Origin of the sequence: uncultured Shewanella sp. (assembly GCF_947501665.1) — a bacterium.
GTDB lineage: Bacteria > Pseudomonadota > Gammaproteobacteria > Enterobacterales > Shewanellaceae > Shewanella.
Window position 1 is genome coordinate 42400 of record NZ_CANMWS010000001.1, and the last position, 25048, is coordinate 67447.

22 protein-coding genes are annotated in these 25048 nt (G+C 41.7%); 11 read left to right on the top strand and 11 right to left on the bottom strand.

The genetic code is table 11. The annotated features are described in order from the left end of the window. Positions 1–197: 197 nt before the first annotated feature. The gene (locus Q0976_RS00205) at positions 198–1547 is read left to right on the top strand and encodes a M20/M25/M40 family metallo-hydrolase (protein ID WP_299489613.1); all 1350 of its coding nucleotides are present in this window, start codon (positions 198–200) and stop codon (positions 1545–1547) included. A 43-nt stretch (positions 1548–1590) separates the two neighbouring features. On the opposite strand, the gene Q0976_RS00210 is transcribed toward Q0976_RS00205, so the two are convergent. Then, positions 1591–1899 carry a hypothetical protein gene (locus Q0976_RS00210; protein ID WP_299489615.1) on the bottom strand — a complete coding sequence of 103 codons (309 nt, stop codon included), beginning with the start codon at positions 1897–1899 and terminating at the stop codon, positions 1591–1593. Positions 1900–1934: 35 nt separating this feature from the next. Next, positions 1935–2996: a hypothetical protein gene (locus tag Q0976_RS00215; protein WP_299489618.1), complete on the bottom strand. Its 1062-nt coding sequence runs from the start codon at positions 2994–2996 to the stop codon at positions 1935–1937. Positions 2997–3319: 323 nt separating this feature from the next. On the opposite strand from Q0976_RS00215, the gene Q0976_RS00220 reads away from it, so the two are divergent. Next, a complete protein-coding gene (locus Q0976_RS00220) occupies positions 3320–4390 on the top strand; it encodes an efflux RND transporter periplasmic adaptor subunit (protein WP_299489620.1) in 1071 nt (356 codons plus the stop codon). Further along, positions 4387–7482 carry an efflux RND transporter permease subunit gene (locus Q0976_RS00225; RefSeq protein ID WP_299489622.1) on the top strand — a complete coding sequence of 1032 codons (3096 nt, stop codon included), beginning with the start codon at positions 4387–4389 and terminating at the stop codon, positions 7480–7482. Before Q0976_RS00220 ends, Q0976_RS00225 begins: the two co-directional genes overlap by 4 nt. A gap of 89 nt (positions 7483–7571) precedes the next feature. Here the strand turns inward: Q0976_RS00225 and Q0976_RS00230 are convergent, their stop codons facing one another. The 8 genes from Q0976_RS00230 to Q0976_RS00265 form a co-directional block, all read right to left on the bottom strand. Beyond that, positions 7572–8000: a hypothetical protein gene (locus Q0976_RS00230; RefSeq protein ID WP_299489624.1), complete on the bottom strand. Its 429-nt coding sequence runs from the start codon at positions 7998–8000 to the stop codon at positions 7572–7574. 111 nt (positions 8001–8111) lie between these two features. Next, entirely contained in the window at positions 8112–9443 is a 1332-nt protein-coding gene (locus Q0976_RS00235; protein ID WP_299489626.1) for a FliI/YscN family ATPase, read from the bottom strand. Continuing rightward, positions 9433–10179, bottom strand: a complete 747-nt coding sequence (gene fliH / locus Q0976_RS00240) for a flagellar assembly protein FliH (protein WP_299489628.1) — start codon at positions 10177–10179, stop codon at positions 9433–9435. The genes Q0976_RS00235 and fliH overlap by 11 nt, the downstream gene beginning before the upstream one ends. Further along, positions 10179–11165 (bottom strand): flagellar motor switch protein FliG, encoded by a 987-nt coding sequence (locus tag Q0976_RS00245; protein WP_299490154.1) that lies wholly within the window; start codon positions 11163–11165, stop codon positions 10179–10181. The genes fliH and Q0976_RS00245 overlap by 1 nt, the downstream gene beginning before the upstream one ends. A gap of 145 nt (positions 11166–11310) precedes the next feature. Beyond that, positions 11311–13029 (bottom strand): flagellar basal-body MS-ring/collar protein FliF, encoded by a 1719-nt coding sequence (fliF, locus tag Q0976_RS00250; protein ID WP_299489630.1) that lies wholly within the window; start codon positions 13027–13029, stop codon positions 11311–11313. Positions 13030–13104: 75 nt separating this feature from the next. Next, positions 13105–13443, bottom strand: a complete 339-nt coding sequence (gene fliE, locus Q0976_RS00255) for a flagellar hook-basal body complex protein FliE (protein ID WP_299489632.1) — start codon at positions 13441–13443, stop codon at positions 13105–13107. A gap of 41 nt (positions 13444–13484) precedes the next feature. Further along, a complete protein-coding gene (locus Q0976_RS00260) occupies positions 13485–14804 on the bottom strand; it encodes a sigma-54 dependent transcriptional regulator (protein ID WP_299489634.1) in 1320 nt (439 codons plus the stop codon). Further along, positions 14791–15705 (bottom strand): OmpA family protein, encoded by a 915-nt coding sequence (locus Q0976_RS00265; protein WP_299489636.1) that lies wholly within the window; start codon positions 15703–15705, stop codon positions 14791–14793. The genes Q0976_RS00260 and Q0976_RS00265 overlap by 14 nt, the downstream gene beginning before the upstream one ends. Before the next feature lie 868 nt (positions 15706–16573). On the opposite strand from Q0976_RS00265, the gene Q0976_RS00270 reads away from it, so the two are divergent. From Q0976_RS00270 to flhA, 8 genes are all read left to right on the top strand, one after another. After that, a complete protein-coding gene (locus Q0976_RS00270; RefSeq protein ID WP_299489638.1) occupies positions 16574–17455 on the top strand; it encodes a FliM/FliN family flagellar motor switch protein in 882 nt (293 codons plus the stop codon). Continuing rightward, complete coding sequence (gene fliN / locus Q0976_RS00275) at positions 17448–17804, top strand: flagellar motor switch protein FliN (RefSeq protein WP_299489640.1); 357 nt, start codon at positions 17448–17450, stop codon at positions 17802–17804. The genes Q0976_RS00270 and fliN overlap by 8 nt, the downstream gene beginning before the upstream one ends. Before the next feature lies 1 nt (position 17805). Continuing rightward, positions 17806–18534 (top strand): flagellar type III secretion system pore protein FliP, encoded by a 729-nt coding sequence (gene fliP, locus Q0976_RS00280; protein ID WP_299490157.1) that lies wholly within the window; start codon positions 17806–17808, stop codon positions 18532–18534. A gap of 128 nt (positions 18535–18662) precedes the next feature. After that, positions 18663–18800, top strand: a complete 138-nt coding sequence (locus Q0976_RS00285; protein ID WP_299489642.1) for a hypothetical protein — start codon at positions 18663–18665, stop codon at positions 18798–18800. Between the two features lie 13 nt (positions 18801–18813). After that, positions 18814–19083 carry a flagellar biosynthesis protein FliQ gene (fliQ, locus tag Q0976_RS00290; RefSeq protein ID WP_299489644.1) on the top strand — a complete coding sequence of 90 codons (270 nt, stop codon included), beginning with the start codon at positions 18814–18816 and terminating at the stop codon, positions 19081–19083. A 2-nt stretch (positions 19084–19085) separates the two neighbouring features. Continuing rightward, positions 19086–19865 carry a flagellar biosynthetic protein FliR gene (gene fliR / locus Q0976_RS00295; RefSeq protein ID WP_299489645.1) on the top strand — a complete coding sequence of 260 codons (780 nt, stop codon included), beginning with the start codon at positions 19086–19088 and terminating at the stop codon, positions 19863–19865. Between the two features lie 76 nt (positions 19866–19941). Then, on the top strand, positions 19942–21072 hold the full coding sequence (gene flhB, locus Q0976_RS00300; protein ID WP_299489647.1) for a flagellar biosynthesis protein FlhB: 1131 nt from the start codon (positions 19942–19944) through the stop codon (positions 21070–21072). 15 nt (positions 21073–21087) lie between these two features. Continuing rightward, positions 21088–23169, top strand: coding sequence for a flagellar biosynthesis protein FlhA (gene flhA / locus Q0976_RS00305; protein ID WP_299489650.1), 2082 nt, complete (start codon positions 21088–21090; stop codon positions 23167–23169). A gap of 776 nt (positions 23170–23945) precedes the next feature. On the opposite strand, the gene Q0976_RS00310 is transcribed toward flhA, so the two are convergent. Further along, positions 23946–25016 carry a hypothetical protein gene (locus tag Q0976_RS00310; RefSeq protein WP_299489652.1) on the bottom strand — a complete coding sequence of 357 codons (1071 nt, stop codon included), beginning with the start codon at positions 25014–25016 and terminating at the stop codon, positions 23946–23948. Positions 25017–25048: the final 32 nt, after the last annotated feature.

Sequence of the window (25048 nt, forward strand, 5' to 3'; positions counted from 1 at the left end):
GGTGCAATTCTATTTAAACTCTGCATTTATTACGTTATTGCTTTCATTAACTTACTTATTTAGAAATGATAATTAACATTATGCTTGTTTGTTAATTGTTTTGCGTTTATTGGTCTGATCTGCTTTCAACATTTAGCGCTTAATGTTTGATTCGATATACTCCATAACCTTCAAAGTAAATTGTTAATGAGGCTTTAATGAGTCGTTTATCCTTTTCTTCTTATTTTTTAGCGGTAAGCTGCTTATTGTGCGGTGTTGCTTTTGCTAATACTCCGCTCTCACAGGCCAATAACCAAGACACTAGAATTGAATCGAATATTGTAAATTCGGTTGATCAGTCCCTCCCTAAGGCTCGTGCTCTACTGGAAAAAGTGGTTAATATTAATAGTGGTACCATGAATTTTGCTGGTGTGAAAAAAGTGGGTATGGTCTTTAAGCAAGAGCTGGAAGCTTTAGGTTTTAAGGCACAATGGCAGGATGGCTCTAGTTATAATCGAGCTGGTAGTTTAGTGGCTGAATATGGAACACAAGGTAAGAAAATCTTGCTTATTGGCCATTTGGATACGGTATTTGCAAAGGATGATGCTTTTCAGACGTATCAAATGCTCGATGATACTCATGCAGCGGGCCCTGGTGTGAGTGACATGAAAGGTGGCGATGTGGTCATGTTAACCGCCATTAAAGCGTTAAAACAAGCAGGTGTGCTGGACAGAGTTCGTTTAAGAGTCGTGATGACGGGCGATGAAGAGAAAAGTGGCTTGCCTTTATCTGCATCGAAAAAAGCCATTGCTGATGCGGCTAAGTGGGCTGATGTTGCCTTAGGTTTTGAAGACGGTGATGGCAATATTAAAACGGCAGTGATTGCACGCAGAGGCGCAGCTGATTGGATTTTGAAAGTCACTGGAGAGCCTGCTCATTCATCACAAATTTTTACTGAAAAAGTGGGTGACGGTGCCATTTATGAAATGGCAAGGATCCTTAATGGTTTTCGTGAGTCTCTATCTTCAATGGATAATTTGACCTTTAATCCAGGGCTTATTCTTGCGGGTACTGATATTGATCATAAAACCAATGCGACCAATGGTTCTGCATTAGGAAAAACCAATGTCGTTTCCAAAGAAGCGGTTGTGATGGGAGATATTCGTGCGCTTTCACCTGAGCAACTTGATAAAGCGAAAGAGAAAATGTTGGAAATCGTGTCTCAAAGTTTACCCATGACATCGGCAAGCCTTATTTTTAATGAAGGCTATCCACCCATGGCTGCCACGGAGAATAATCGTAAGTTATTGGCACTTTATAATCAGATCAGTGAAGATTTGGGCTATGGTAAGGTTGTTGCGGTTAATCCACGTAATGCCGGGGCGGCAGATATCTCTTTTGCGGCCAACTATGTGGATATGTCTCTTGATGGGTTAGGTTTAATGGGGACGGGGGGCCATACAAGTGACGAAATTGGCGACTTAGGCAGTTTAGAAAAAAATGCTAAAAAAGCCGCTTTATTAATGTATCGTTTGAGTGAGCCTGCTGCTAATTTATTGAATAAATAGCCAATGATAAGGATGCCAGTTGAATGACTGGCATCCTTATGAATTAGTTTAACAGCGAACCATCTATTAATTTTAAAGATTCATCCATTACAGAACAGATTTTAGCATCGGGGGATTGTTGACAGAAGGTTTTAAGTTCGTCATCAGCTTCGCCTATGTCGGCTTTCCAATGCCCATATTTCTTGTGATAATTAATCCAGATAGATTCAATACTGCTGTTCTCATTACGTTTATCAATGAGTTTATTCAGTTCGACTTTGTTTCTTGGTGTGGCAAAAACATATTCTCCATGCCCTTCAATTAAACAAGCTTGGTCCGCATCGCTAAAAGCGACTTTAGATTTTGTTATCATCCATTTTGTGGCTTCCCTTTGTTCATGAGCATTTACTAGTTTTCGGCAAGCAGCATGAAAATATTCCCCACATTCATCGCTGTTAAATCGATTAGTTTCAAAGTTGATTTTTGCGCACTGACCGAGATCATTGGGTTGGTTTTTTCCCAGCTCCATACTAAATCGGCAGCTTGAACTGGGAGCAGTCCATTGACAATCCAGCTAGCTTCTTTACTGTTAAACCCATAAGTTTCAAAGATATTAAGTCCGGCATTTAAATAATGCGTTGTGGTTAACGGAGTCAGTTTAGGGGCTTTTTTGTTGATATAGCCTAAGCTATTGAGTAAACCGCCCTGAGTGGTCCCATCTTTCACTCGAGTCATATGAGTTGTGTGATCATGAGTAAAGTCCATCCAGTCTGTTTTTTTTAAATCTTGCACTACTCCATTTGAACTGAAAACTAAATTACTGAGTTCATGGGATAAATGATCTTCACTAGAAAAAATGATGATATTCTTATGAGATGCAAGTACTTTACTTTTCGTTAAGTGAGTCGGTAATACCGCCGAATAGCCAGAATCTACAGCGGGTAAATACGCATAGTTTGCTATTTCGTTGAGTGCTTGAGCCACTTGAATTGGGTTTCTTTGGGCTGAATTAGCTAATTCTATTTTTAGTAAAAGAACTTGCCTCATATGTGAATCATTTAACCATGATTTGATATCTTCGAGGGCATCAATTAAAAGTCGGCTGCCAGTATAGCCATAGATACAGTCAAAATAACCGAAGTATTGAGTATCTATATTATTGTGACAAACACGTACTGCACCTGCGTCAAAATGTATATCTAATACAAGTTCCCTGATCCCACTATCTAATTGTTTCTTAATGGACATACTTTGATTTACCCAGTCAATATAGATGGAATCATCATCTTGATTTGAAAATGAATTGTGAGTACCAGCCCATGTTGTTTCATAGAAGGGAGCATCATTGTCGATGCTGTTTTGTAAATTCAGAGCTTGTGTTTCCCAATTAGCTTGAGCTTGAATCGTAAAGAATAAACAAGACAGAAAGATGCTCTTTATTGCGATGGTGTTTCTTATAAGGTTATTCATACTATCCTCAAAAATGATGTGTATAACTTAGTACTTCCGTTATGCATCAGAATAAGTGCAGTTTTATCAGTAGAATATCTCCAATATTAAAATGTGGCTTCTTATTATTAACTTTTCTTCATCTTTCTGGTATTACCTAAATCCAAGTTGCTGTGTTGTTTCAATGATCATAACTATTTAATAAATATCTTTTATTTGTTATTTTTTTGGTTTAGTCTAATCTGCTACTGATATTAAGCTGTTCTGTATACTCACATCATCACGGCGCCTATTGATATCAGAACACCGCTTCGTTTATGGATAGATTTAATAAGGATATTTAAATGCATTACTGTATCAAAATGGTGCTGAGATCTTTACTTGGTATAGGGTTTATGACGGCCTTACCATCCTTTTCTGAAGATAAACCTTTAGTTCATGTGACTCAAGTGAGCCTGTGGAATGAAGGCATACAAAAAAGCTTATACTGCCATGCCGATGTGTCTTTTCGTCCTCAAGTTTCCAGTCATGTTAAAGCACAGTTGGATTGGGTTTTACCGGTGAATATGTCGGTTAAAAAAGGGGACGTGATTGCGCAGCAAGATGATTTTTACTTAACACAGCAATCGGAAAAGTTGAGCGCTAAATTGGTTTCAGCTAAAGCAAAAGCTGACTTTTCTGCTCAAGAATATGAACGCATTCAATCGTTAGATAAACAAGACATGGTATCGGTTTCTGATTTTAATCGTGCCAAACTTGATGCAGAGATCACGCAGCAGCATTATCAGGTATTACAAGCGGAGCAGGTGATTCTAAGGCATCAGATTGCCAATTTAAAACATGTGGCGCCCGCAGATGGCAAGATTTTTACATTAAATGCTCAGCCCGGTGAATGGCTTGATTCTGGGGACAGTATTTTAAGTTTTATGCCTTTTGACAACCAAGAAGTTATTTGCCGTATTTCACTTGATTTGCTTCAACAGGTGGAGCAAATCGATCGTGCTAGTTTCCAGTTAAATAACGGAGAGGTGTTATTGCTTAATCGCTTGGCATCTAAGGTAGATGAGGCTTCTCAAACACTGGATTTGCATTTCAATTTTAAAGACGAAATAGATAACCCGCTTTTTTTAGATGAGCGGATGACAGTGAAGATGCAAATGCCAGCAGATGATCTTTCATTAATCGCTTATGATGCGTTGCATCTTAACAATAATGAATATTATGTTTGGAAGCTCGATGGTGCAGACAAAGTGCTTCAAATTCCCGTGAATGTTGTTGATACACAAGGGGCTCACGCTGTTGTGCAATCGCTGTTAAAGGTGGGTGAGCATTTGGTGGTGAGAGGTGGAAAATCCTTAACGGTTAACGATCAAGTCATCGTCGCCAATGCTGATGAAATACAGGTGCGACTATGAAGTTTGTCGATAAATACAGTGGCATCATTATTGCCTTTTCTGCCTTACTGGTGATATTAGGAGGGATTGCTAGTGTCAAATTACCCAATGCCTTACTGCCGGATTTAGATCAACAAGAAATCGCCATGTTGATCAATTGGCAAGGAAAAACGGCGACTGAAATTGAACAAGTGCTTATCATTCCATTAGAGAGGCAACTAGCCAGTATCGGGCAGTTAAAGCATTCGCAAACCCATATCGGTAATGGCGAAACTTGGACGCGCTTGTTTTTTTCGCCCCAAGCGGATATGGAAAAAGCGTATATGGATGTGATGGCGCGCATTAATCAAATTCCAGATTGGCCTGCGCAGGTCGCTAAGCCATTGATATTCGATTACAGCAACGGTGCTGGTAGTACTGTTGCCTCTATGTATTTGTATTCAGAATTAGAAAATATGACGGCAGATGATTATCGGCGAGTGTATCGAGAGCATATTGCGTCAGTGTTAAGTGATGTGCCTGGTATTGCAAATATCAATATGAGTTACAGTCCGTTAGCGCAGAGAATGGATATTGAGTTTAATCCTCAAGCCCTAGCGCGCTTTTCATTGTCTATCGATGATGTGACAGAAAAGCTGCACGATTTAATTGATCGCTCTGGCGATAAAATGAGGCTGGGCTCTAAAGCTTATGATTTACATTTTAAAGGTCAAATGTCATTGGCGGAACTCACCCAACTGCCTGTAGCTGTTCGAGGAGAACGTATTATTCGTTTGGGTGAATTATCCAAGATTAACAAACGCTTCGCAACAGATTGGGAATACGCGAGTTTTGAAGGCCATTTTGCCATGTTTTTTGCTTTTCAGCCGGATAAAAATACCAATGCATTGGAGATTATTGCGGATTTAGAGCAGGTCATGACATCGTTGAATCAAGGGGTTTTGGCTGATTTAGGCATGAAATTATCATTTAGCCGTGATGCATCAAAGCCGATTAAGCATGCACTAACACTTGTTTACACTAATATCTTGTTAGGTGTATTACTGGCATGTTTGTTCTTATATGTGTTCATACGTGACTTGAAAATGGTTTTTTTGATTTTTATCAGTATTCCAATGTGCTTGTCTTTGGTCATTTTAGGTATGTATTTAGGGGGGCGTAGCTTAAATGTAATTTCTTTGGCGGGTATGGCATTATCCGTTGGTTTATTGCTGGATGCCTCTATTATTGTGATGGAGAATATTCAGCGGTTACGGAGTCAAGGGGTACGTTTAACGGAGAGCCTATATCAAGGCGTCAAACAAGTGCGCGGAGCGCTGATTTCTTCAACACTTTCAAGTATTGTCATTTTTGTGCCTATTATCTTGATGCAATCGAGTATTAGCCAACTATTTGAAGATTTAGCGTATACCATCTCCAGTGCGTTGGTGGCCTCTATTCTTGTAGCGCTGTTGCTTTTGCCTGCATTAGGGCGACGAATATTACCCGAACAATGTCAAAAGGCTGAGAGTAAGCCGTTATCCTCCCTCAATAAATGGCCTCAGCGATTAAGTTTGCCATCTCGCTCACCTTTGCAAGCGCGCATTTGGGTTGGTGTCGGCGCTTTGGGGGCCTTATTGCTCTCTTGGTGGATGATGCCAGCGATTGATTTATTGCCCAACCCTAAGTCAAATCGCATTGGTGCTTATGTTGATTTTAAAGAGCCTTTATCGCAAGAGGCGGCGACGGAGCAAGTAGGAATGATTATCGAGGCGCGTTTAGCGAAAGCAAAAATGAATATCGATGCCCCAAAAATGGATCGCTATAGCCTCTCTTGTAGTACGGTTGATTGCTATTTAAGTATCAACCCTAAAGAGGAAGGGCAATATGCTGAGTTTGAGTTATGGTTGGAAACGCAGATTTTAAATGATTTGCCCGATACGTCTCTTTATATTTTTCAACCTAGTTTACTGGGAGGCGCAATACAAGGCAGCGATCGTAGTCGATTGGATTTAAAGGGCTTGAGTTTAGCTGAGTTACAACATGCAGGCCAAGCTTTAAAAGAGATCATTAAAGAGCGGATCCCAGGCAGTAAAGTGCTTGAGATCGTAGCGCTCTCCAATAATGCCACCCAAATAGAGTTTACCCCTAAAGGAGATAAACTTGCTTATTTAGGCTTATCAAGGGCGGACTTGAACCGATATTTAGTAGCGTTAACGGACGGAGAATATTTGGGGCGCTTTTCGGCTGGTGGTGAGAGTTTCCCTTTTTATTTTAAGGGACAGAAGGTGAGTCATATTGAGCAGTTACTTGAAACCGAGTTGATGATCCCTGAGCACGGTTTAATGCCATTGCGAGACTTAGTGGACAGCGACATGGTATTGGCCCCCAGTGCGATTTTCAGAGCTGATAACGGAATGACCATTTCACTGAGTATGTTACCCCCTAATGGCCAGCCTATGGGGCCTTTTTTGGAACAAGTGAAACTGATTGTTTCTGAGTATATTAATACACAAGGACCAAAAGGTTTATATGCCGCTTATCAAGGTCAAGCCGGTGAACTTGATAGCTTTTTGACCGAGTTTCTGCTGACCTTTTTTGTCTCATTATTAGTCTTATTTTTATTGATGCGCATTGCATTGGCTTCTTGGTTATTTGCGGCTGCGGTGATGTTGTCTATGCCTCTTGCACTTGCGGGTGGCATGCTGAGCTTAAATTTACTGAATGTGTTTATGCCACAAAATTTAGATGTGATCACTATGATAGGCTTTATTATTCTTATGGGATTGGTGATTAATAACGCCATTTTATTGATCAGTGAATTTAAGGCAGGTATGCAGGATGGATTAGCACAACAAACGGCTATTTATCGTGCTGTGAGTACCCGTATGCGACCTATTTTTATGAGTACGGGGACCAGTATCTGTGGCATGTTACCCCTTATGTTAACGCCGGGTGATGGCGCTGAAATTTATCGTGGTCTTGCGGGTGTCATCGTTGGAGGTATGACATTCAGTGCCTTGTTTACACTAGGCTTTATGTCAGCCTTATTGTCTCTATCTGTGTTTGGGATTAAGGCTGAAAATAAAAAAGATAACTTAGATCATAACGAAGGCTTAGTGGGGCAGGCTTAATAAATGGTGTTATCGGTATATTGCTGAAGCAGTATTCATAAGAAAATGGCGCTTAACAGCGCCGTTTTTATATTGATTAATCGAGGTTTTTAATAAGCTGCTGCGTAACGTCCTGCTAAGTCATCCAGCTGTTTTTGCTCTTGCTTATCTAGGTAAGTTTGGTGCTCTGATTTTTTTTTCTGATACAACCATTTGATCCCTTGCTGTCGACCTAGCTGTTTACGCCACATACCATCGATGCGTTGATGTTCTTGGCTGAGTAATATTTGCTGGCGGGTTAATTTCTTTTGCATGGGAGCGAGTACTTGCGCCATATTGGCAGTATTTTGTAGTAATAACGGGTTGGCGGCTTGGCTAGGGTATTGACCATACTGTACTTGCATTTGCGCTATGATGTCTTTTTGCTGCTGAATATGATCGATGCGCTGCTGAGTTTCAGTGCGCTGCTGTCCAAGTTGACTCAATTTCTTTTCTTCTTGCTCGCACAAGGTATGTAGTGGTCTAAATTGGGCTTGCATAATCGACTCCTTTATCCTGATTATTTTGCAGCGTTATTTTTTGAGTGGCGGTTTTATATTGATTGCGTCATGTTTAGCGCGCTTAATAAGAGTAATTTAAGCGCGATTTAGTTAAGTTTGTGCTTGGTAACCAAGACTTTCTGCTAGTGTTTTTAATTGCTCTATGCTGTCGCTTCGACTGGCTTTTTGTTCGCTATCTTGACGTAAAAAGACCGCCATGCTGGGTGCAGCTTGTACTGCCAGATCCATTTCTGGGTCTTGTCCTGCTTGGTATCCACCCAATGGAAGTAGCTCTTTAACCTCATTGAAGCGGCTATTTAAATGCCTAAAGTGCTGTCCTTGAGTGAGGTTTTCTTTACTGGCGATTTGAGTCGCCAAGCGGCTCACGGATGCGCCAATATCAATGGCAGGAAAATGGCCTTTTTCAGCCAGTTTTCGGCTGAGGACTATGTGGCCATCTAAAATGGCTCGAGCAGAATCTGCGACAGGATCTTGCTGATCGTCCCCTTCGGTCAGTACAGTATAAAAAGCCGTTAAGGTGCCATTAGGGTGCTGACCATTACCCGCCATTTCAACTAAACTTGGTAATTGCGCAAACGCGGAAGGCGGATAACCTTTGGTGGCTGGTGGCTCACCTAAACTGAGGGCAATTTCTCGTTGTGCTTGAGCATAACGGGTCAGAGAGTCTACCAATAACAGCACTTGTTTACCTTGGTCGCGAAAGCCCGTGGCAATGTGGTGACAAAGGCGCATGGCACGAAGGCGCATTAAAGGGGTGGTATCGGCAGGGGCTGCAATCACAACAGCGCGTTTACGCCCTTCTTCCCCTAAGGCTTCTTCGATAAACTCGCGCACTTCGCGGCCACGTTCACCAATGAGGCCAACCACAATCACATCCGCTTCAGTAAAACGTGTCATCATGGCCAGTAGCACACTTTTACCGACGCCCGAACCTGCAAACAAGCCTAATCGTTGACCACGGCCCACAGGCAGTAATGCATTAATGGCGCGAATGCCCACATCAAGAGGTTCACGGATTGGCTTACGTAACAGTGGATTACTTAATTGATGACGTAATGGAATGTGAGTGACATTTTCCAGTGGTCCTAGCCCATCTAAAGGCTGACCTAAACCATCGATAATACGTCCAAGTAACCCGCTACCAACAGGAATTTGACAGCGCTGCTGCAGTGGAATGACACGAGCACCAGGCATTAATCCTGTGGTGTGCTCAATAGGCATTAAGCATAACGTTTCTTTGTGAAAGCCTACTACCTCAGCTTCAATAAATTGTCCGTCTCTAGACTCAATATGGCAACGATCACCTGTGCCAAGTTGACAACCAATGGCTTCAAGCAATAGGCCATTTACCCGTGTGAGTCGGCCATAAACTTGTGCCACAGGCACCGTTGGCCAATCTTGAGCATTCAGATCAGGCTTCACTGGCTTCCTCTTTTGTTTCGGCTTGTAAATCGACTTGTTGCAGCTTGGCTTCGACTTGTGTCATACAGGCATTCAGTCGAGTTTCTATGGAAGCATCCGCATCGGATTTATCACTCACAATACGACAACCTCCTGCTGTGATGGCCGGATCGGCAATCAATACCCAATCTTTCACTTTATCGGCGGCGAGTTCTTTAAGCTTTTCAACGGCACTGGGTTCTAAGTGTATTTTGACTTCAGATTGACGATCGGGCAGGGCAGCTAACGTTTCTTCAATAAGTGAGAGGATCTGCTGAGGTTGTAACGTTAACTCACAACGGATCACTTGTTGCGCTACGCGGCGAACCAAATCCAAAATCAAGTTTTGTTGTTGATTAATTTGTTGAGTATGACCTTCTTCAAGTAATGACTTTAATGCGCCTAAAGGAGCGATCAAATCATTAAGCTGAGCGTCAATACCTTCTTTGCCTTTGAGTTGCCCTTCGATACGGCCCTGATTAAAACCAATGGCATGACCCGATTGACGACCTTCTTCTGAGCCAGACTCAAAGCCTGCTTCATGGCCTTTTTGTACACCTTCATCGTAACCTTTATCAAAGGCTTGCTGGTAATCTTCCCAGCCAGGTGTGTTTTCATCCCCACTATTGGGCGGTACTAAGGGGGCAAAGCGATGGCGGCGAGCCAGCTCACCTTTTAGGCGCCAGCGAGGATCGAGCAGATTATTTTTAGCTGACATTATTCAACCACCTGTTCTTCAAAGAGTTGCAGTTCTATGTCACCGTCATCCATCATTTGTTTAGCCAGTTCCATGATTTCTTTACGAGCAGCAGTCGCTTGGCTTAATGGCACTGCACCTATGGCATCAACTTGGGTTTCAATGGCTGAAGACATACGTTTAGGCAATGCATCGAGCAGTGTATTTTTCAGTGAAGGCTCGATCCCTTTCAGGGCGAGTGCCAACATTTCAGGGGGGACAATGGCCATGATTTCTTGTAAGGTCTCAGGTTTTTGACGCCCAAGAATAATGAAATCAAACATATTATCAGCTACATTGGTGGCTAATTGAGTGTCATGGAGTTTGATCATTTCCATTAATTGCTCGCGATCGCCTTCAAAGCGATTCAAAATATCTGCGACTTGGCGAATACCTGCAATTTGGGTGTGGCTTTTTTCCATGGCGATAAGCATGCAACGTTCAACAAGCTGGCGGAGCTCATCGACCACATCACGATCTAACTCACCCAGTTGGGCAATACGAATAAGTACTTCATCATGGCCAGCAACAGGGAGGCTTTGCAGTACTTGAGCGGCACTTTCTGCGGGCAGAAGGCCTAATAATACTGCTTGAAGTTGGCTATGTTCATGGGTGATTTCACGGGCGAGTAATTGTGGATCAACCCATTCTAAACGCTTTACTAAGGTTTTGATTTCATCCCCATAGATACTGTCAATCAAGCTTTTGGCTACGCGATCACCTAAGGCGAGATCTAAGGTTTTTTGTAGATATGAGCGAGAGGCTTTAGCAATACCGGATTGTTCTTGGTATTTCATAAAGAAGCGTCCAAGTACTGCGTCGGCTTCTTGTTGCGTGATACTTGATAGGCGAGCCATTTTATGGCTCAAGTGTTGTACATCGGTTCTATCTAGATGTGCCATCACTTGAGATGCACCTTTCTCTCCCATGCTGAGCAGTAACATAGCTGCTTGTTCATGGTTGTCCATTTTTATTCCAAGTTCGTTCTTATTCACTGTCTTCGCCACCTATTTTTTGCGCTATCACTCTCATTTACTCTTTATGCTTAGAATGTGATGAGCAATAGCGCGGTTATTTATTGTCAAAGTGAGTTTATAGATTAAGGTTCAATCATTAACTGTTTGACTCGTTACCTCTTTCGCCTATCCAGCTGGCAATGACTTCTGCGACTCGAGCAGGCTCTTCATTGGCGAGAAGGCTCAGGTGTTCCATTTTCACTGTCAGTGGCGAGCCTGGTTCTGGTAGACCTTGTCCAGCAATCCAATCATTATCGGCAGCGGCTTGGCTTAATCCCATTAACTGATCGGCAAGGGCTTGTGAATCTTGCTGTTTTTCACTTGCACTGATCGCCGCTGGTGAAGGTGACTCTACCGGAGCTGGCAATGGTTCAGGTGTCTCATTGGGATTATTGTCACTGGTGCGTGTTAAGTGACTAACCAGTGGACGCAATACAAAGAAAATCAGTCCTAAACCAAGGATACCGCCCATTAAATAACGTAGATAGGCTTGATAGCCTTCGGCTTGCCACCAAGGCATTGGCTCAAATACAGCGCTAGCAACAGGGGCGAAGTTGAAACTACTGATGCTGAATTGATCGCCACGTTCACTTGAATAACCAATGGAGTCTTTTACCATAGTACCAAGTTGGGTTAGCTGTGCTTCAGTCCAAGGTGTATCACCGGCCGCTTGATTATTCAGTAAGACAGAAACAGACAGGTTTTCTAACTGCATTTGCTGATAGCGAGTATGTTTAACTGAACGGCCGACTTCAAATTGACGACTTTCTTGTTGCTTCAAGTTACGACGATTATTGGCATTTTCAGTGTCTTCAGTGGTGGGAGGCTGATTACTTAATGCACCGGGAATACCCAGTTCCATCGCGGTATTACTTTCATTTGTGCTTTGGTTTTCTGAGGTGACGACTGTTTGAGGGTCGAGAGACTCTTTCGTTTCTTCAACTTGGTTAAAGTTGACCGCTGCAGAGATTTGCACTTGGAAGTTATCTTGTCCAAGAATGGGACTCAGCATGCTAGACGCACGGTTAATGAGGCTTTGCTCAAGCTCTTGAGTGTATTTTAATTGGCGGTCCCGTGCTTGAGTGATGTCTTGGTTTAAGGTAATGCCTGCACTGAGATGGTTGCCTTCTTGATCAACAATTTGCACACGCTCTGGCGTCATTCCTGTGACGCTACCAGAGACTAAGTTTGCAATAGACTCAATTTGTCCTGGTTGGATTTTACTGCCAGCATAAAGATCTAACATGACCGAAGCGGAAGGAAGTTCAGGTTGCTGACGTATAAATAATGTGCGCTTTGGGATAGCTAAGTGAACTCTGGCGGTTCGAACAGCTTTTAATGCCATGATGGTACGAGATAACTCACCTTCTAAGCTGTGTCTGTATTTCGCTTGTTCCATGAATTGGCTGGTGCCAATATCTGAGCTATCAAGAGACTCCATACCTGACGGCACTTTGGCTTTCACGCCACGGGCGGCCAGTAACATTCTGGCTTTACCGAGTTTGTCTTCTTGCACTAGCACTAAGCCTGTGTTGGCTTCAAGACGGTAGGGAATACCTTCAGCTTCTAATACCTCAATGATTTGAGAGGTTTCAACGGTTTCTTGTTGACCATACAAAGGACGGTAGCCTTGGCTGGCTGTCCAAAGTAGCAATACGATGACACAAGCAACAATGGTGGCTAATACCGCAAGCAAAAGAACTTGACGATCACCGCGATTAAATTGACGCCATTTTTGTAGCCATGTGGCCAGTAGCTCTGACTTTTGGCTAGCATCAGCCGTATTGGGGCTAGGTTGAGCAATAGTTGTTGACATTGTTATTTTAAACCTTCCATAAAATCCAGTTTATATTGTTGTTTTTAAACAATAATGAATTATTCAGATTAATGATTAGACTGGCATCTTCATGACTTCGTCAAAGGCCTGAACTAAGCGGTTTCGTATTTGGATCATGGTTGAAAAAGACAGCGATGCTTTTTGACTAGCCACCATGGCGCCGACTAAGTCATCACTTTGCCCTGTATCGACAGCTTTCATGAGTGCGGAAGACACATTTTGATCTGTGTTGACAGCCGCAACTTTTTCTTTCATGACTTCAGTAAATGAAGGCGCTTGAATGCCGTGATCTTTAGGATTTGCGGCTATTTTTATTGCACCTTTTGCCATTTCAGTGTGAATACTTAGGGTATTCATCATGGCCTGAGGATTGATTGAAGCTCCAATTGACATATGCGGTTCCTGCCTTAACTAAATAATTTGAAGATCGCGATTTAAGCTGCGTGTCCGCTTGCTCGCAATACTTGATCTATATCTATTCCTTCTTCTCGCATTTGCGCTAATTTATAACGTAATGCGCGTGTCGTCATACCGAGTGCTTGTGCGCTTTGGCTGCGATGGCCATTAAATTGTTTTAGGGTATCTAAGATAAATTGGAACTCAGCTTGGCGTTTTGATGCTTTTAAGCCTTGTTCATTGGATTCAACTTTTATTAACCCTGAATGTGGTACATGCGCTAGGCCTAAGTCAGCGACTTGTAGGGCTTGACCGCGGCGCATAACAAGGGCGCGTTGAATGGTATTTTCAAGCTCTCTGACATTGCCAGGCCAGTCATGGCAAGTGAGTCTGTGTTTTGCTTGTTCACTGAAATAGCAAGTTTGAGTGCCCGCTAAATGTTGGTATTTTTGTATAAAGTGTTCAGCTAGCGGTAAAACGTCTGCTTTTCTTTCTCTTAATGGACTTATTTTTAGCGGCAGTACATCGAGTCGATAAAAAAGATCTTCTCTAAATTCACCTTCTTTAACCGCTTTTTGTAGATCTTTATTGGTCGCAGCGATAATGCGCACATCGAGGGGGATTGATTTATGTCCTCCTAAACGCTCTACTTCTCTTTCTTGTAAGACTCGTAATAATTTAGATTGCAGATTAAGTGGCATTTCGCCTATCTCATCCAGCATTAAGGTGCCGCCATTGGCTATTTCAAATTTACCGGGTTGTTCTGCATGCGCGCCTGTGAATGCCCCTTTGACATGACCAAATAATATGGACTCTAAAATACTTTCTGGAATGGCGGCGCAATTAACCGCTATAAAAGGTTTGTCAGAACGGGTTGAATGGCGGTGAATATATCGAGCAAGTGGTTCTTTACCCGTACCACTTTCACCTGTCAGCAAAATTCCGGCTTCGGTTGTGGCTGCTCTGTGCGCGAGCATTAATAATTGACGGCTCACAGGAGCTGAGACAACAAGATGAGTATCCGGCTGTTCGAGTCTTCTTAATCTGTGTAATAAAGAGCTAACTTGCTCTGTATCAAGGGGTAAGAGTAAGTAATCTTGTACGCCTGCATGCATGGCCGCCGCCGCTAAATCAGTTTGCTCAGGATCCAGCAAAGCAATTTGGTTTTGTGCAGGGTATTGTGCCAAAATTTTGGCAACGTTATCACAAGTACTGTTTGATAAATTGATTAACGATAACCAAGGCATGGCTTCACTTTCTTGCCATTGAGTGAAGCCTTGTAGTGCTAAATTATTCAAACAAGATGCAGATAAGCTTGCATCAACCAATCTTATTGAAGCGATTTTACTGTGTGACATTGCGTTTATCTCCAGTTGCAGTTTGGGCAACTCGAGTCGATGCCTTAACGAGGCGAACCGTGACACGTCGGTTATAGAGTCGTCCTTTATCATTATTATTGCTGGCTTTAGGGGCTCTAGCACCGTGATTACGGACTTGGATCATACGGCTGTTTAATCCGAGTTCTACTAATCGTGAGGCCACTTCGTCAGCGCGCTCTTTACTCAGTACAAGGTTTGCTAAATGTTCGCCTACGGCATCTGCGTGTCCATCGACGAGGATTTCTTTAATGCTATTATCGGCTAAAACGTAACGAACTATTGCGTTAAGATCCTGATCTTGATTGGCATTTAATTGACTTGATCCAGTATCAAATTGAAAGTCGATACGACGAACATAAGAAAAGGGTTTCGGTAATAATGCTTGTCTGCAATGCCTGAATTGATTGACGACCGTTTTGGTATTGATTGTGCTGGCATTGATTTGATACATCGCCCCATTATCACTAGTGATATTGACTTGCCAAGATAGGCCTTGATCGAGTCCTTCTAGAAATGGATTGATATTATCTTGGCTACTGGCGCTACGACCCAACCACCAAAGTTGAGTGCTGTGTTGTGCTTTTTGCTGATGGAATTGCCAAGGTGATGCAACCACTTGTGCTTGGCTTTGAGTGTTATTCAAAGATAGCCAATCTGTATCAAGTTGTAACTTAAGGGCTTCTCCTGGTAGGGCTTTGAGTGTTAATTGCCCGAAGCCTTGTATTTTATGTTGAAGCTGACAATGGAAAACATCGCCGCTGAAATTCCATTTAGCTTGTTCTAATGGTGTTTGATAATGTGTCACTGCAGCGCTGACACTATTAGGAATAGCCAAATAAACAAACAGCATGCAGATTAATTTATGAGCTGACGGTTTCACTGATCCAGTTCCCTTTTATTTATTACTTCAACGACAAGGTAATTTATATTTTTTGTTATAAACTAAGAGTCAAACCAAGCAGTATGAGTTTGGTTCAAATGATTTTCTTAGTCTGTTTTGTTGTGCAATTAAACACGCAATATTAATTCATGTAAAATGATTTCTTATAAATAATAAGATATTTATTAAATCAAGTCTATAATCAATATTAACTTACTCGAAATATTTATTTATATAAAATTGATAGTAATGATTTATTTTAATAGTTAGGTTGATGTTTGTTTGCTTAAAATTTATTCTTTATTTGTATTTTTTGTTTGAATTATCACTTTTACACAATAGTTCTTTATTTTAACTTGTTGTTCTGCAGGGTTATTTTAAATAATTAAAATATATTTTTTAAATAATTAAAGTTTTTATACTTTTTGCCGATAGCCATTTTAATTGATTTGATATAGGCTGAGATTTAGCATTAATTGCAAATTTTTATATATCTTGAGTTCACTTCAATGTATATTCGTCTGGCTTTTAAATTATATTAAACGATAGGTGAGATAAAGTTGTATGAGAGTGTCATTATTTTGTCGAGTGCCATTTTAATATACATTTTTACAATTTGACGATTAATTGACGCTTAGGTTTATATGTGGATTAATTAATCGTTTATTTTACGTTAAACAAAATAGCGTCATGTTTTTGTCGAGCGTCAAATAATATAACAATTTGTTGTTTGATGAATATCTAGTATGGCTAGAATATCATTTTAATAAATAGTAACACTATTAGATTGACGTCATTATTTTGTCAAACGTCAATTTTCTATAAAAGGTTATTATTTTAATTATTAATTATTCAGTTTGGGATTGTAATGAAAACAACTTCAAAAGCGAGTCTACTTAAACCCCACTCAGGTGTAAGAGTCAGGCCTGTTGCACTCATTCAAGAGAAGTTAGCGCGTAGTCGGTTATTGTTGCAAGTTGAGGCTTGTCATCGATTAGTCTTGGATGCAGTCAATGGGGTGCTTAACCCTATCGTTCGTCAAGGTCATCATGCTTTGTCTCATATTGGATTATCGGAACATAACCGTCCAATTGAGCCTGACTTAAACCAAGCTTGGTTTTTATTAAGTTATCATCGCTTGCCTCTCGCTTGGTGGCGCATAGACAGATGTACACTCGATCAGTTGGCCAGTGGCTATTATGGTAGTTTGGCGAGCCCATTAAGCTCTCCCTTACGTGCACCCAGTCAATCTGAATATCGATTAGCAAAGAAATTGATTTTAGCGGCACTTGCTGCTTTACCTACGACAGAACTGGATGAAGATGCGTTAAAGCTTGAGCTGGTTGCCAGTAATACGCCTATTGATGCACCTGTGCAGTGGGAGCTAAGTTTTCCTAAAGAGCATTTGGCCCCTTCAATGTTATTTTGTATGACCGAGAATTTACTGGGTTTAATGGCAGAGCAACCGAGTCAGTATCAAGCCAACCCCGATCTCGCAGAGAAATTGTCTCATCGATTAAGACAAATCCCATTGAAAATCTCATTAGAACTGGGCCGTCAAAGTACGCCCGTAACTTCATTGAATGCGTTAAAAGTGGGTGATGTATTACCTATTAATTTACATTCTCGCTGTCCAGTGACAGTGGGTAAACGCCCTTTATTCTACGCGTCTGTTCATACCCACGAGGGACAAATGGTCGCAAAACTAACTCATGATGCCTATCAACAAGAGGATCCAAACAATGGCTGAACAAAATATCCTACAGGACGAAGACTTTCTCTTGGATGATGATCTTTTCGGTGAAGAAGAAGTGGTCACACCTACCACTGCGCCAAAACCTGCAAAAGATATTTCATTTTTTCATCAACTACCAGTGCAAGTGACCTTAGAACTTGCGAGTGCAGAAATGTCTTTAGGTGAATTAACACGTATGGGTGAAGGTGATGTTGTCGCACTGGATCGCATGGTGGGTGAGCCGTTAGATATTCGAGTGAATGGCGCATTGTTAGGTCGTGGTGAAGTCGTTGAAGTAAAAGGGCGCTATGGCGTGCGTTTACTTGAGGTTGAAGCCATTAGTCTCACTGGAGCGAATGACTAGTATGCTCCGTGCTTTGTTGTTTTCACTTTGCTTGGTAGCACCCAGTGTGTTTGCCAACGACGGTTTTACTTTATTTACATTAGGTAACGGAGAGGAAACCCAGTCGGTTAACGTTAAGCTTGAAATTTTAGCGTTAATGACAGTGCTGAGTTTTATTCCCGCTCTGTTGATGATGTTGACCAGTTTTACCCGCATTATTGTGGTGCTGGCTATTTTACGTCAAGCATTGGGGTTACAGCAGAGTCCGCCTAATAAAGTATTAATTGGCATCGCCTTAGTGTTGACTATTTTTGTCATGCGACCTGTTGGTGATGCGATTTATACCGAGGCTTATGTGCCTTATGAAAAAGGTCAGATTGAATTGACTGAAGCGGTAATGATTGCTGAAAAGCCATTGCGCAAGTTCATGTTGGCTCAGACGCGAGAAACCGATCTTGAGCAGATGTTAAAAATTGCCGATGAGCCGGTGACCTTAACGGCGGAAGAAGTGCCCTTTTTTGTTTTAATGCCTGCTTTTGTATTGAGTGAGCTTAAAACCGCTTTTCAAATTGGTTTTTTGCTGTTTTTACCGTTTTTGGTGATTGATTTAGTGGTCGCCAGTGTGTTGATGTCAATGGGGATGATGATGTTATCACCTTTGATTATCTCTTTACCTTTTAAGCTCATGGTATTTGTTCTGGTTGACGGTTGGTCTATGACAGTCAGTACATTAGTGGCGAGTTTTGGTTGACGGGCTTGATACTTTGACTTGAAGAATAGAGATAGGTTGTCGATTTTTGATGACCTATCATTGTTTTCATCAATATGAATCGACTTGTTTTATGCGATGTTCAGCATGAAGACTAAAGAGGAAGTAAGGTGATAGATAAAACAACACCCTTTGCGATTGATGGTTTTGTTGTCGATATTTTTTATTTATTGGCCTCGAGTATTGTGGGAATGATCGTTTTTTTCGATGCTTGGGCTTGGCTTGTTAACATCTTGGTTAAGATTTAAATGGGAAGGATAAATGGAAATAGCTGAATTAACCTCCCTGTTCTCCGATGCCATTTATTTAGTGGTGGCTATGGTGGCTGTATTAGTTGTGCCGGGATTACTCGTGGGTCTCGTGATTGCCGTGTTTCAGGCTGCTACACAAGTTAACGAGCAAACTTTAAGTTTTTTGCCAAGACTCGTGATCACTTTGCTCATGGTTCTTTTTGCAGGGCAATGGTTGTTACAAGAAATTGCTGACTTTTTTCAGCGTTTATTTATGAATATACCAAATGTTATTGGGTAGCCATGCTGTCACTTACTTCGGCTGAAATAAGCACGTTTATTGGGACATTCTGGTGGCCATTTTGTCGCATTATGGGCGGCTTTTTAGTGATGCCTTTTCTCGGCAGCGCTTATATTCCAGTGATGGTTCGCGTATTGCTTGCCATTTCTATTTCAGCATTATTAGCCCCGATATTACCTATGCCGCCTGTTGTCGACGCGTTGTCATTAGGGGCGCTATTGTTAGCTATTGAGCAATTGCTTATTGGTTTTATGTTGGCGTTTTTTCTGACCTTTATGATCCATGTGATGACATTGGTGGGTGCGATGATGTCGATGCAAATGGGATTGGCGATGGCTGTGATGAACGATCCAGCTAGCGGTAACTCTAATCCTATTTTAGGTCAATGGTTCTTATTTTATGGCACGCTATTGTTTTTAGGGCTCGATGGGCACTTAGTGGCTATTGGCATTTTAGTGGATAGTTTCAGACTTTGGCCTATCGGCACGGGTATTTTTGATTTACCGCTACTGGGGCTTGTGAGCCGAATGGCTTGGCTGTTTGCTTCGGCTTTAATGTTGGCTCTTCCGGCTATTTTAGCCATGCTTATGGTGAATGTGACCTTTGGTGTATTAAGCCGAGCGGCTCCTTCATTAAACGTATTTGCCTTAGGCTTCCCAATGTCTATGTTGATGGGATTGTTATGTGTGATGTTCTCATTTACAGGGTTACCGAGCCGCTACAGTGAGCTTTGTTTAGAAGCTTTATCGGCCATGTATGGCTTTATTGGTGGCACAGCATGAGCGGTGCATGTGTGACTTTCAACCGAATGATAAATAATGATTTTGTGAGTCATAAAATTGATATCAGGGAGGAAGTATGAGTAAAAATACAGGTCAAGATAAAACAGAAAAAGCCACTCCCCAGAAACTGAAGAAAGCCCGTCAAGAAGGGCAAGTGCCTCGCTCGAAAGACTTAGCGTCCTCCTCATTGATTATTGGTTGTTCATTAATGCTTATCGCCAGCGCCTCTTGGTTTGGTGATCGCGTGGCAAAACTCACGCAAATGAACATGGATATCACTAAGGCTGAATTGGATAAGCCGGGCATGTTATTACAACACTTAGGGGCCACGTTGGTTGAAATGCTCAATATTTTGACGCCACTTTTTATTATGGTGGCAGTGATTGCCATGGTGGCAGGTGCTTTGCCTGGCGGTCCAGTGTTTAGTTTTAAAAATGTTGAATTTAAATACAGCCGCATTGATCCCATTCCGGGTATGGGGAGAATGATTTCCGCCAAGTCTTTTGTGGAATTGATTAAATCAGTACTGAAAATCACTTTACTGATCGGCATTATGTGGTCATTTCTCAGTAGTCACTTACAAATTTTATTGAGCTATAGTCAGTTGCCCATCGATGAGGCGGTGTCTAAAGGCATAAGTATGCTGTCAGAAGGTATGCTGTATTTAGGAGTGGGCTTACTTTTTATTACTTTTATTGATGTGCCGTATCAATATTGGCAACACCATAAAGATTTAAAAATGTCTCGTCAAGATGTGAAAGATGAGCATAAACAGCAAGAAGGTAAGCCTGAAGTTAAGCAAAAAATCAGGCAATTACAACAGCGTATTGGCCGCTCTCGTGCTGATGTGGCCATACCACAGGCGGATGTGTTATTGGTGAATCCAACCCATTATGCTGTGGCACTTAAATACGATACCAGTAAGGCCGATGCCCCCTATGTATTGACTAAAGGTGTGGATGAACTGGCGCTTTATATGCGCCAACTTGCCACTAAAAATGATGTTGAAATTATTGAACTGCCGCCACTGACTCGAGCGATTTATTACTCGACGCAAGTTGAACAACAGATCCCATCGGCCTTGTTTATCGCCATTGCACATGTACTCAGTTATGTTTTACAAATTAAGGCGGCTCGCCAAGGAAAACAACAAAAACCGGCCCCCTTACCTCACTTTTTCATTCCGCAACATTTGCGACACGATTAAAGGATACTCTACTTCATGAATTGGTTCTCGCGCACATTTGCTGGCAATCGCGCTTCTGTCGGCATCCCTATTATGTTGTTGGCTTTGCTTGCCATGATTATTTTGCCGCTGCCACCTTGGTTGTTGGATATTTTCTTCACTTTTAATATTGTGTTAGCGATCATGGTGTTGTTGGTGTCTGTCTCTATCAGGCGACCATTGGAATTCTCAGTGTTTCCAACACTTTTGTTATTAGCAACCTTAATGCGTTTGACTCTGAATGTTGCTTCGACAAGGGTGGTATTGATTGAAGGTCATCAAGGCGGCGATGCGGCGGGCCGAGTGATCCAAGCCTTTGGTGAGGTGGTGATCAACGGTAACTATGTTGTGGGTGCGGTGATTTTCCTTATTTTAATGATCATTAATTTTGTGGTGATCACTAAAGGGGGGGAGCGGATCTCTGAAGTGTCGGCTCGTTTCACTCTGGATGCTTTACCCGGTAAGCAGATGGCCATTGATGCCGATCTCAATACGGGGGTACTCACTCAAGAACAAGCGCGTGAACGCCGACAAGAAGTGGCACGAGAAGCCGACTTTTATGGCTCGATGGACGGCGCGTCAAAATTTGTTCGTGGTGATGCGATTGCCGGGTTATTAATTTTAGCAATTAACATGATTGGTGGTGTGTTAATTGGTGTGTTCATGCACGATTTAACCGCAGCTGATGCCTTTAAGACTTACGCATTATTAACCATTGGTGATGGTTTAGTGGCGCAAATCCCGTCACTATTGTTAGCGACAGCGGCAGCCATTATTGTGACCCGTGTGTCTGATGCAGAAGAAATGCCTGCACAGTTGACTCGTCAATTATTGGCTAATCCAAAAACCTTGATGATTGCATCAGCAGTGATGACCATCTTAGGTTTAGTGCCGGGCATGCCCGCGTTTGTCTTTCTGTCTTTTGCGGCGGTATTAGCCTTTGCGGCTTGGAAGCAAAGTAAAGTCGTGCCTATTCAGCCTGAAACCCAAGTTGAAGCACAGATAGAAAAAAATCTCTCTGAGCCATCGGCGCCCAGTTGGGATGCGCTACCTTTTACCGACTTAATTGAAGTGCGTTTAGGTTACCGTTTAGTGCATTTAGTCGAGCGCAGTAAAGGGGCCGAATTACAAAAGCGGTTAACGGGGATCAGGCGAACGCTTTCTGAACAAGCTGGCTTTTTACTGTCTGAGGTCAGAGTGCGTGATAATTTGTCCTTGGCGCCTAATGCGTATCAGATCAATTTATTGGGTAATCCTGTGGTGACAGCCGAGCTTGAGCCAGAACATTTAATGGCGATAAAGAGTGGCCCTGTGCATGGTAATATCGATGGGATTATCACTAAAGAGCCTGCTTATCAAATGGATGCGACGTGGATCGAGCCAGAGCTTAAATCAAAAGCACTGAATTTAGGTTATTCTGTGGTGGATAACGCCACCGTGATCGCGACTCACGTCAGTAAGCTTATTCGTGAGTCTCTACCGGATCTGCTGCAGCACGATGATGTGATTGCATTAAGCGATCGCTTATCTAAGCAGTCACCTAAATTGGCCGAGTCACTCAATAGCGCATTAACGCCTATTCAGTTGTTGAAGGTGTACCGCTTACTTTTAAAAGAGCAGGTCTCACTGAAAGACATTCGTACCATTGGCACGACGCTGCTTGATTGCAGTGAAAATAGTAAAGATCCCGTGTTGCTCGCGGCCGATGTTCGTTGCGCTTTGCGGAACAGTATCTTGCATTCAATTGCAGGTGATAAGTCGAGCCTCAACGTGATGACATTGGCGCCAGAGCTGGAGCAAACCTTAATGACGGCACTGAATCAATCGCAGCAACAAGGCAAGGTATCACTTGACAGCTTTGCCATTGAGCCGCAGTTACTCGCTCAACTTCAGCAACGTATGCCACAGTTATTGGCCGAGGCTAAGGAGCAAGGCCATAATCCGATGTTACTTGTGCCGCCACAATTAAGACCCATATTGGCACGTTACGCACTGGCGTTTGCTCGAGGCTTGCATGTGCTGTCATATAATGAAATTCCTGAAAGCCGAGAGTTAATGGTCGCAGGGCAATTGGGGTAAGCTTATTTTCATGGGCTATGAATTTTGAGCTATCCATTGCAATGTGAATTCGGTGATTGACTGAATCAATTTAGAGCCTTATTTGTTTATTCAAATAGGGCCTTTTTTTGTGGGTTGTTTTGGCTAATCAAAGGGTTTTAGTTTCAAATAGTGATTGTAGATGATGATCTTGTTTTTAAATAAAGGCGGTGACGTTTTATTATTGCTATTTAAATTTATCGGATATTGATTAAGTGTACTTGTTCGCTGAACCTTGATGGAAATGAATTGCCTGCCGCAGGCTAAGGTCGTGGATTCCCATCCATACTGGGGCTTGTACATATTAAGCTTCGCTTAATGGAAGGTCGTGAGTTCCCACTCACATGGGGCCAAAAGGGGATCTACAGCAATCCCCTCTTGGATCACCTTGCTGCTCCAGACGAAGTTAAGCACCTCACTATTTTATTTACAGTCATTGCTATCGCCTCATATTCGTCGTCCTGACTCAACTAAGGCTATCTCGGCTTCCGTGCCTCGCTCACGCGATGACTGATAAAATACTTCCGGTAACTTCGATGGGGATCCTTAGAAGCAAAAACAGGATGATTTTTTGAAGTTGTGTTTTGATTGTTCTATTTCATCTATGGTTAAGAAAGTTAAAACGGTAAAAGATTGCATGATGGGTTCATACGACGAAAAAACATCAGGAACACGTACCGTTAGGGTGGCTTGAGGCCTATTTTCCGCGTGTGTTAAGGCTGATACCTACAACGAATCTTATGGTAAAAAAGTGCTTACTACTCTGTTCCACTGTATTTTATACCTGTTAACGATTCATATTTTTTGATCAATTCGGCTCTGTATGATGCAGACCAACGCTCTGATTCATAAACCCGTTCAAAATGTATACTTGGCTGAGATGTAATTTTATCTATGTAACATACAATATCTTTAGGTAAAAAATTATTAAAGCTATCTAAGGTTCCAGTTTGTTGAACTTTAATTGATTTACGCAGCACAGTGTTAAAAACCTTATCACCACTAACAAACATCCCCTCTTGATTTGATTCTCTCTCAGTCCACATCCTAAAGTATCGATTCAGATTATAGAGATCCCACGTCATATTAAACACGCTACGTTGTTTTGAATCCGCATTATCAGACTGCTTGTATTTCATCATTCGTCTCATCGGATTCTCACTAAAATAAATAGCAGCAAATGTTATACCAACAAGGGATAATCGAAATTCAGCGATCATCCACTCAACCACTTTTTTGAACTTTTCCACCCTAGATATATTTGAAATATTAGATATATATACTATATAAATGACAATCAGATATAGCGAATCCCACTCAATTAGCCGCCTATACTTAGTAAGATTTTCTTTGGTGGCTATAGGATCTCTTAAATAAGAAGTTTGAGGGGTTATAGTATCACTATCACCTAAAGCAAATAACACTAGTGATGAATTATCAGTATTGTTTATTCGATGAAAAATATCTAAATCAGATATTGCTTCATCTAGAACACCCTCATCATTTCTGTAGTTAATTTTCTCATACACCGCAAATGTTGGGTCTAACTCAATTTCTGCTAACTGACAGAATACAACTAGTGCTATTGCGTCTCTAAATTCATCTTTGGGCTTATCTTTCTTAAATGCATTTAAAATAAATTGATATATATTCAAATCTAAATATATAGTGTAAGTAACCCCATTAATTTGCTTGTTATATAGATAGTTAGAGAAATTATAGATCTCAAAATCATCAACATTATTAAAGTTGTGAACAAGCCAGTTCCTCTTCATCAAATTTTCAACAATCTTTTCCAAGTAACTTGGGTAAGTATATAAAACATCCATTATTTCATATCCAAAATATACTCTAACAACAT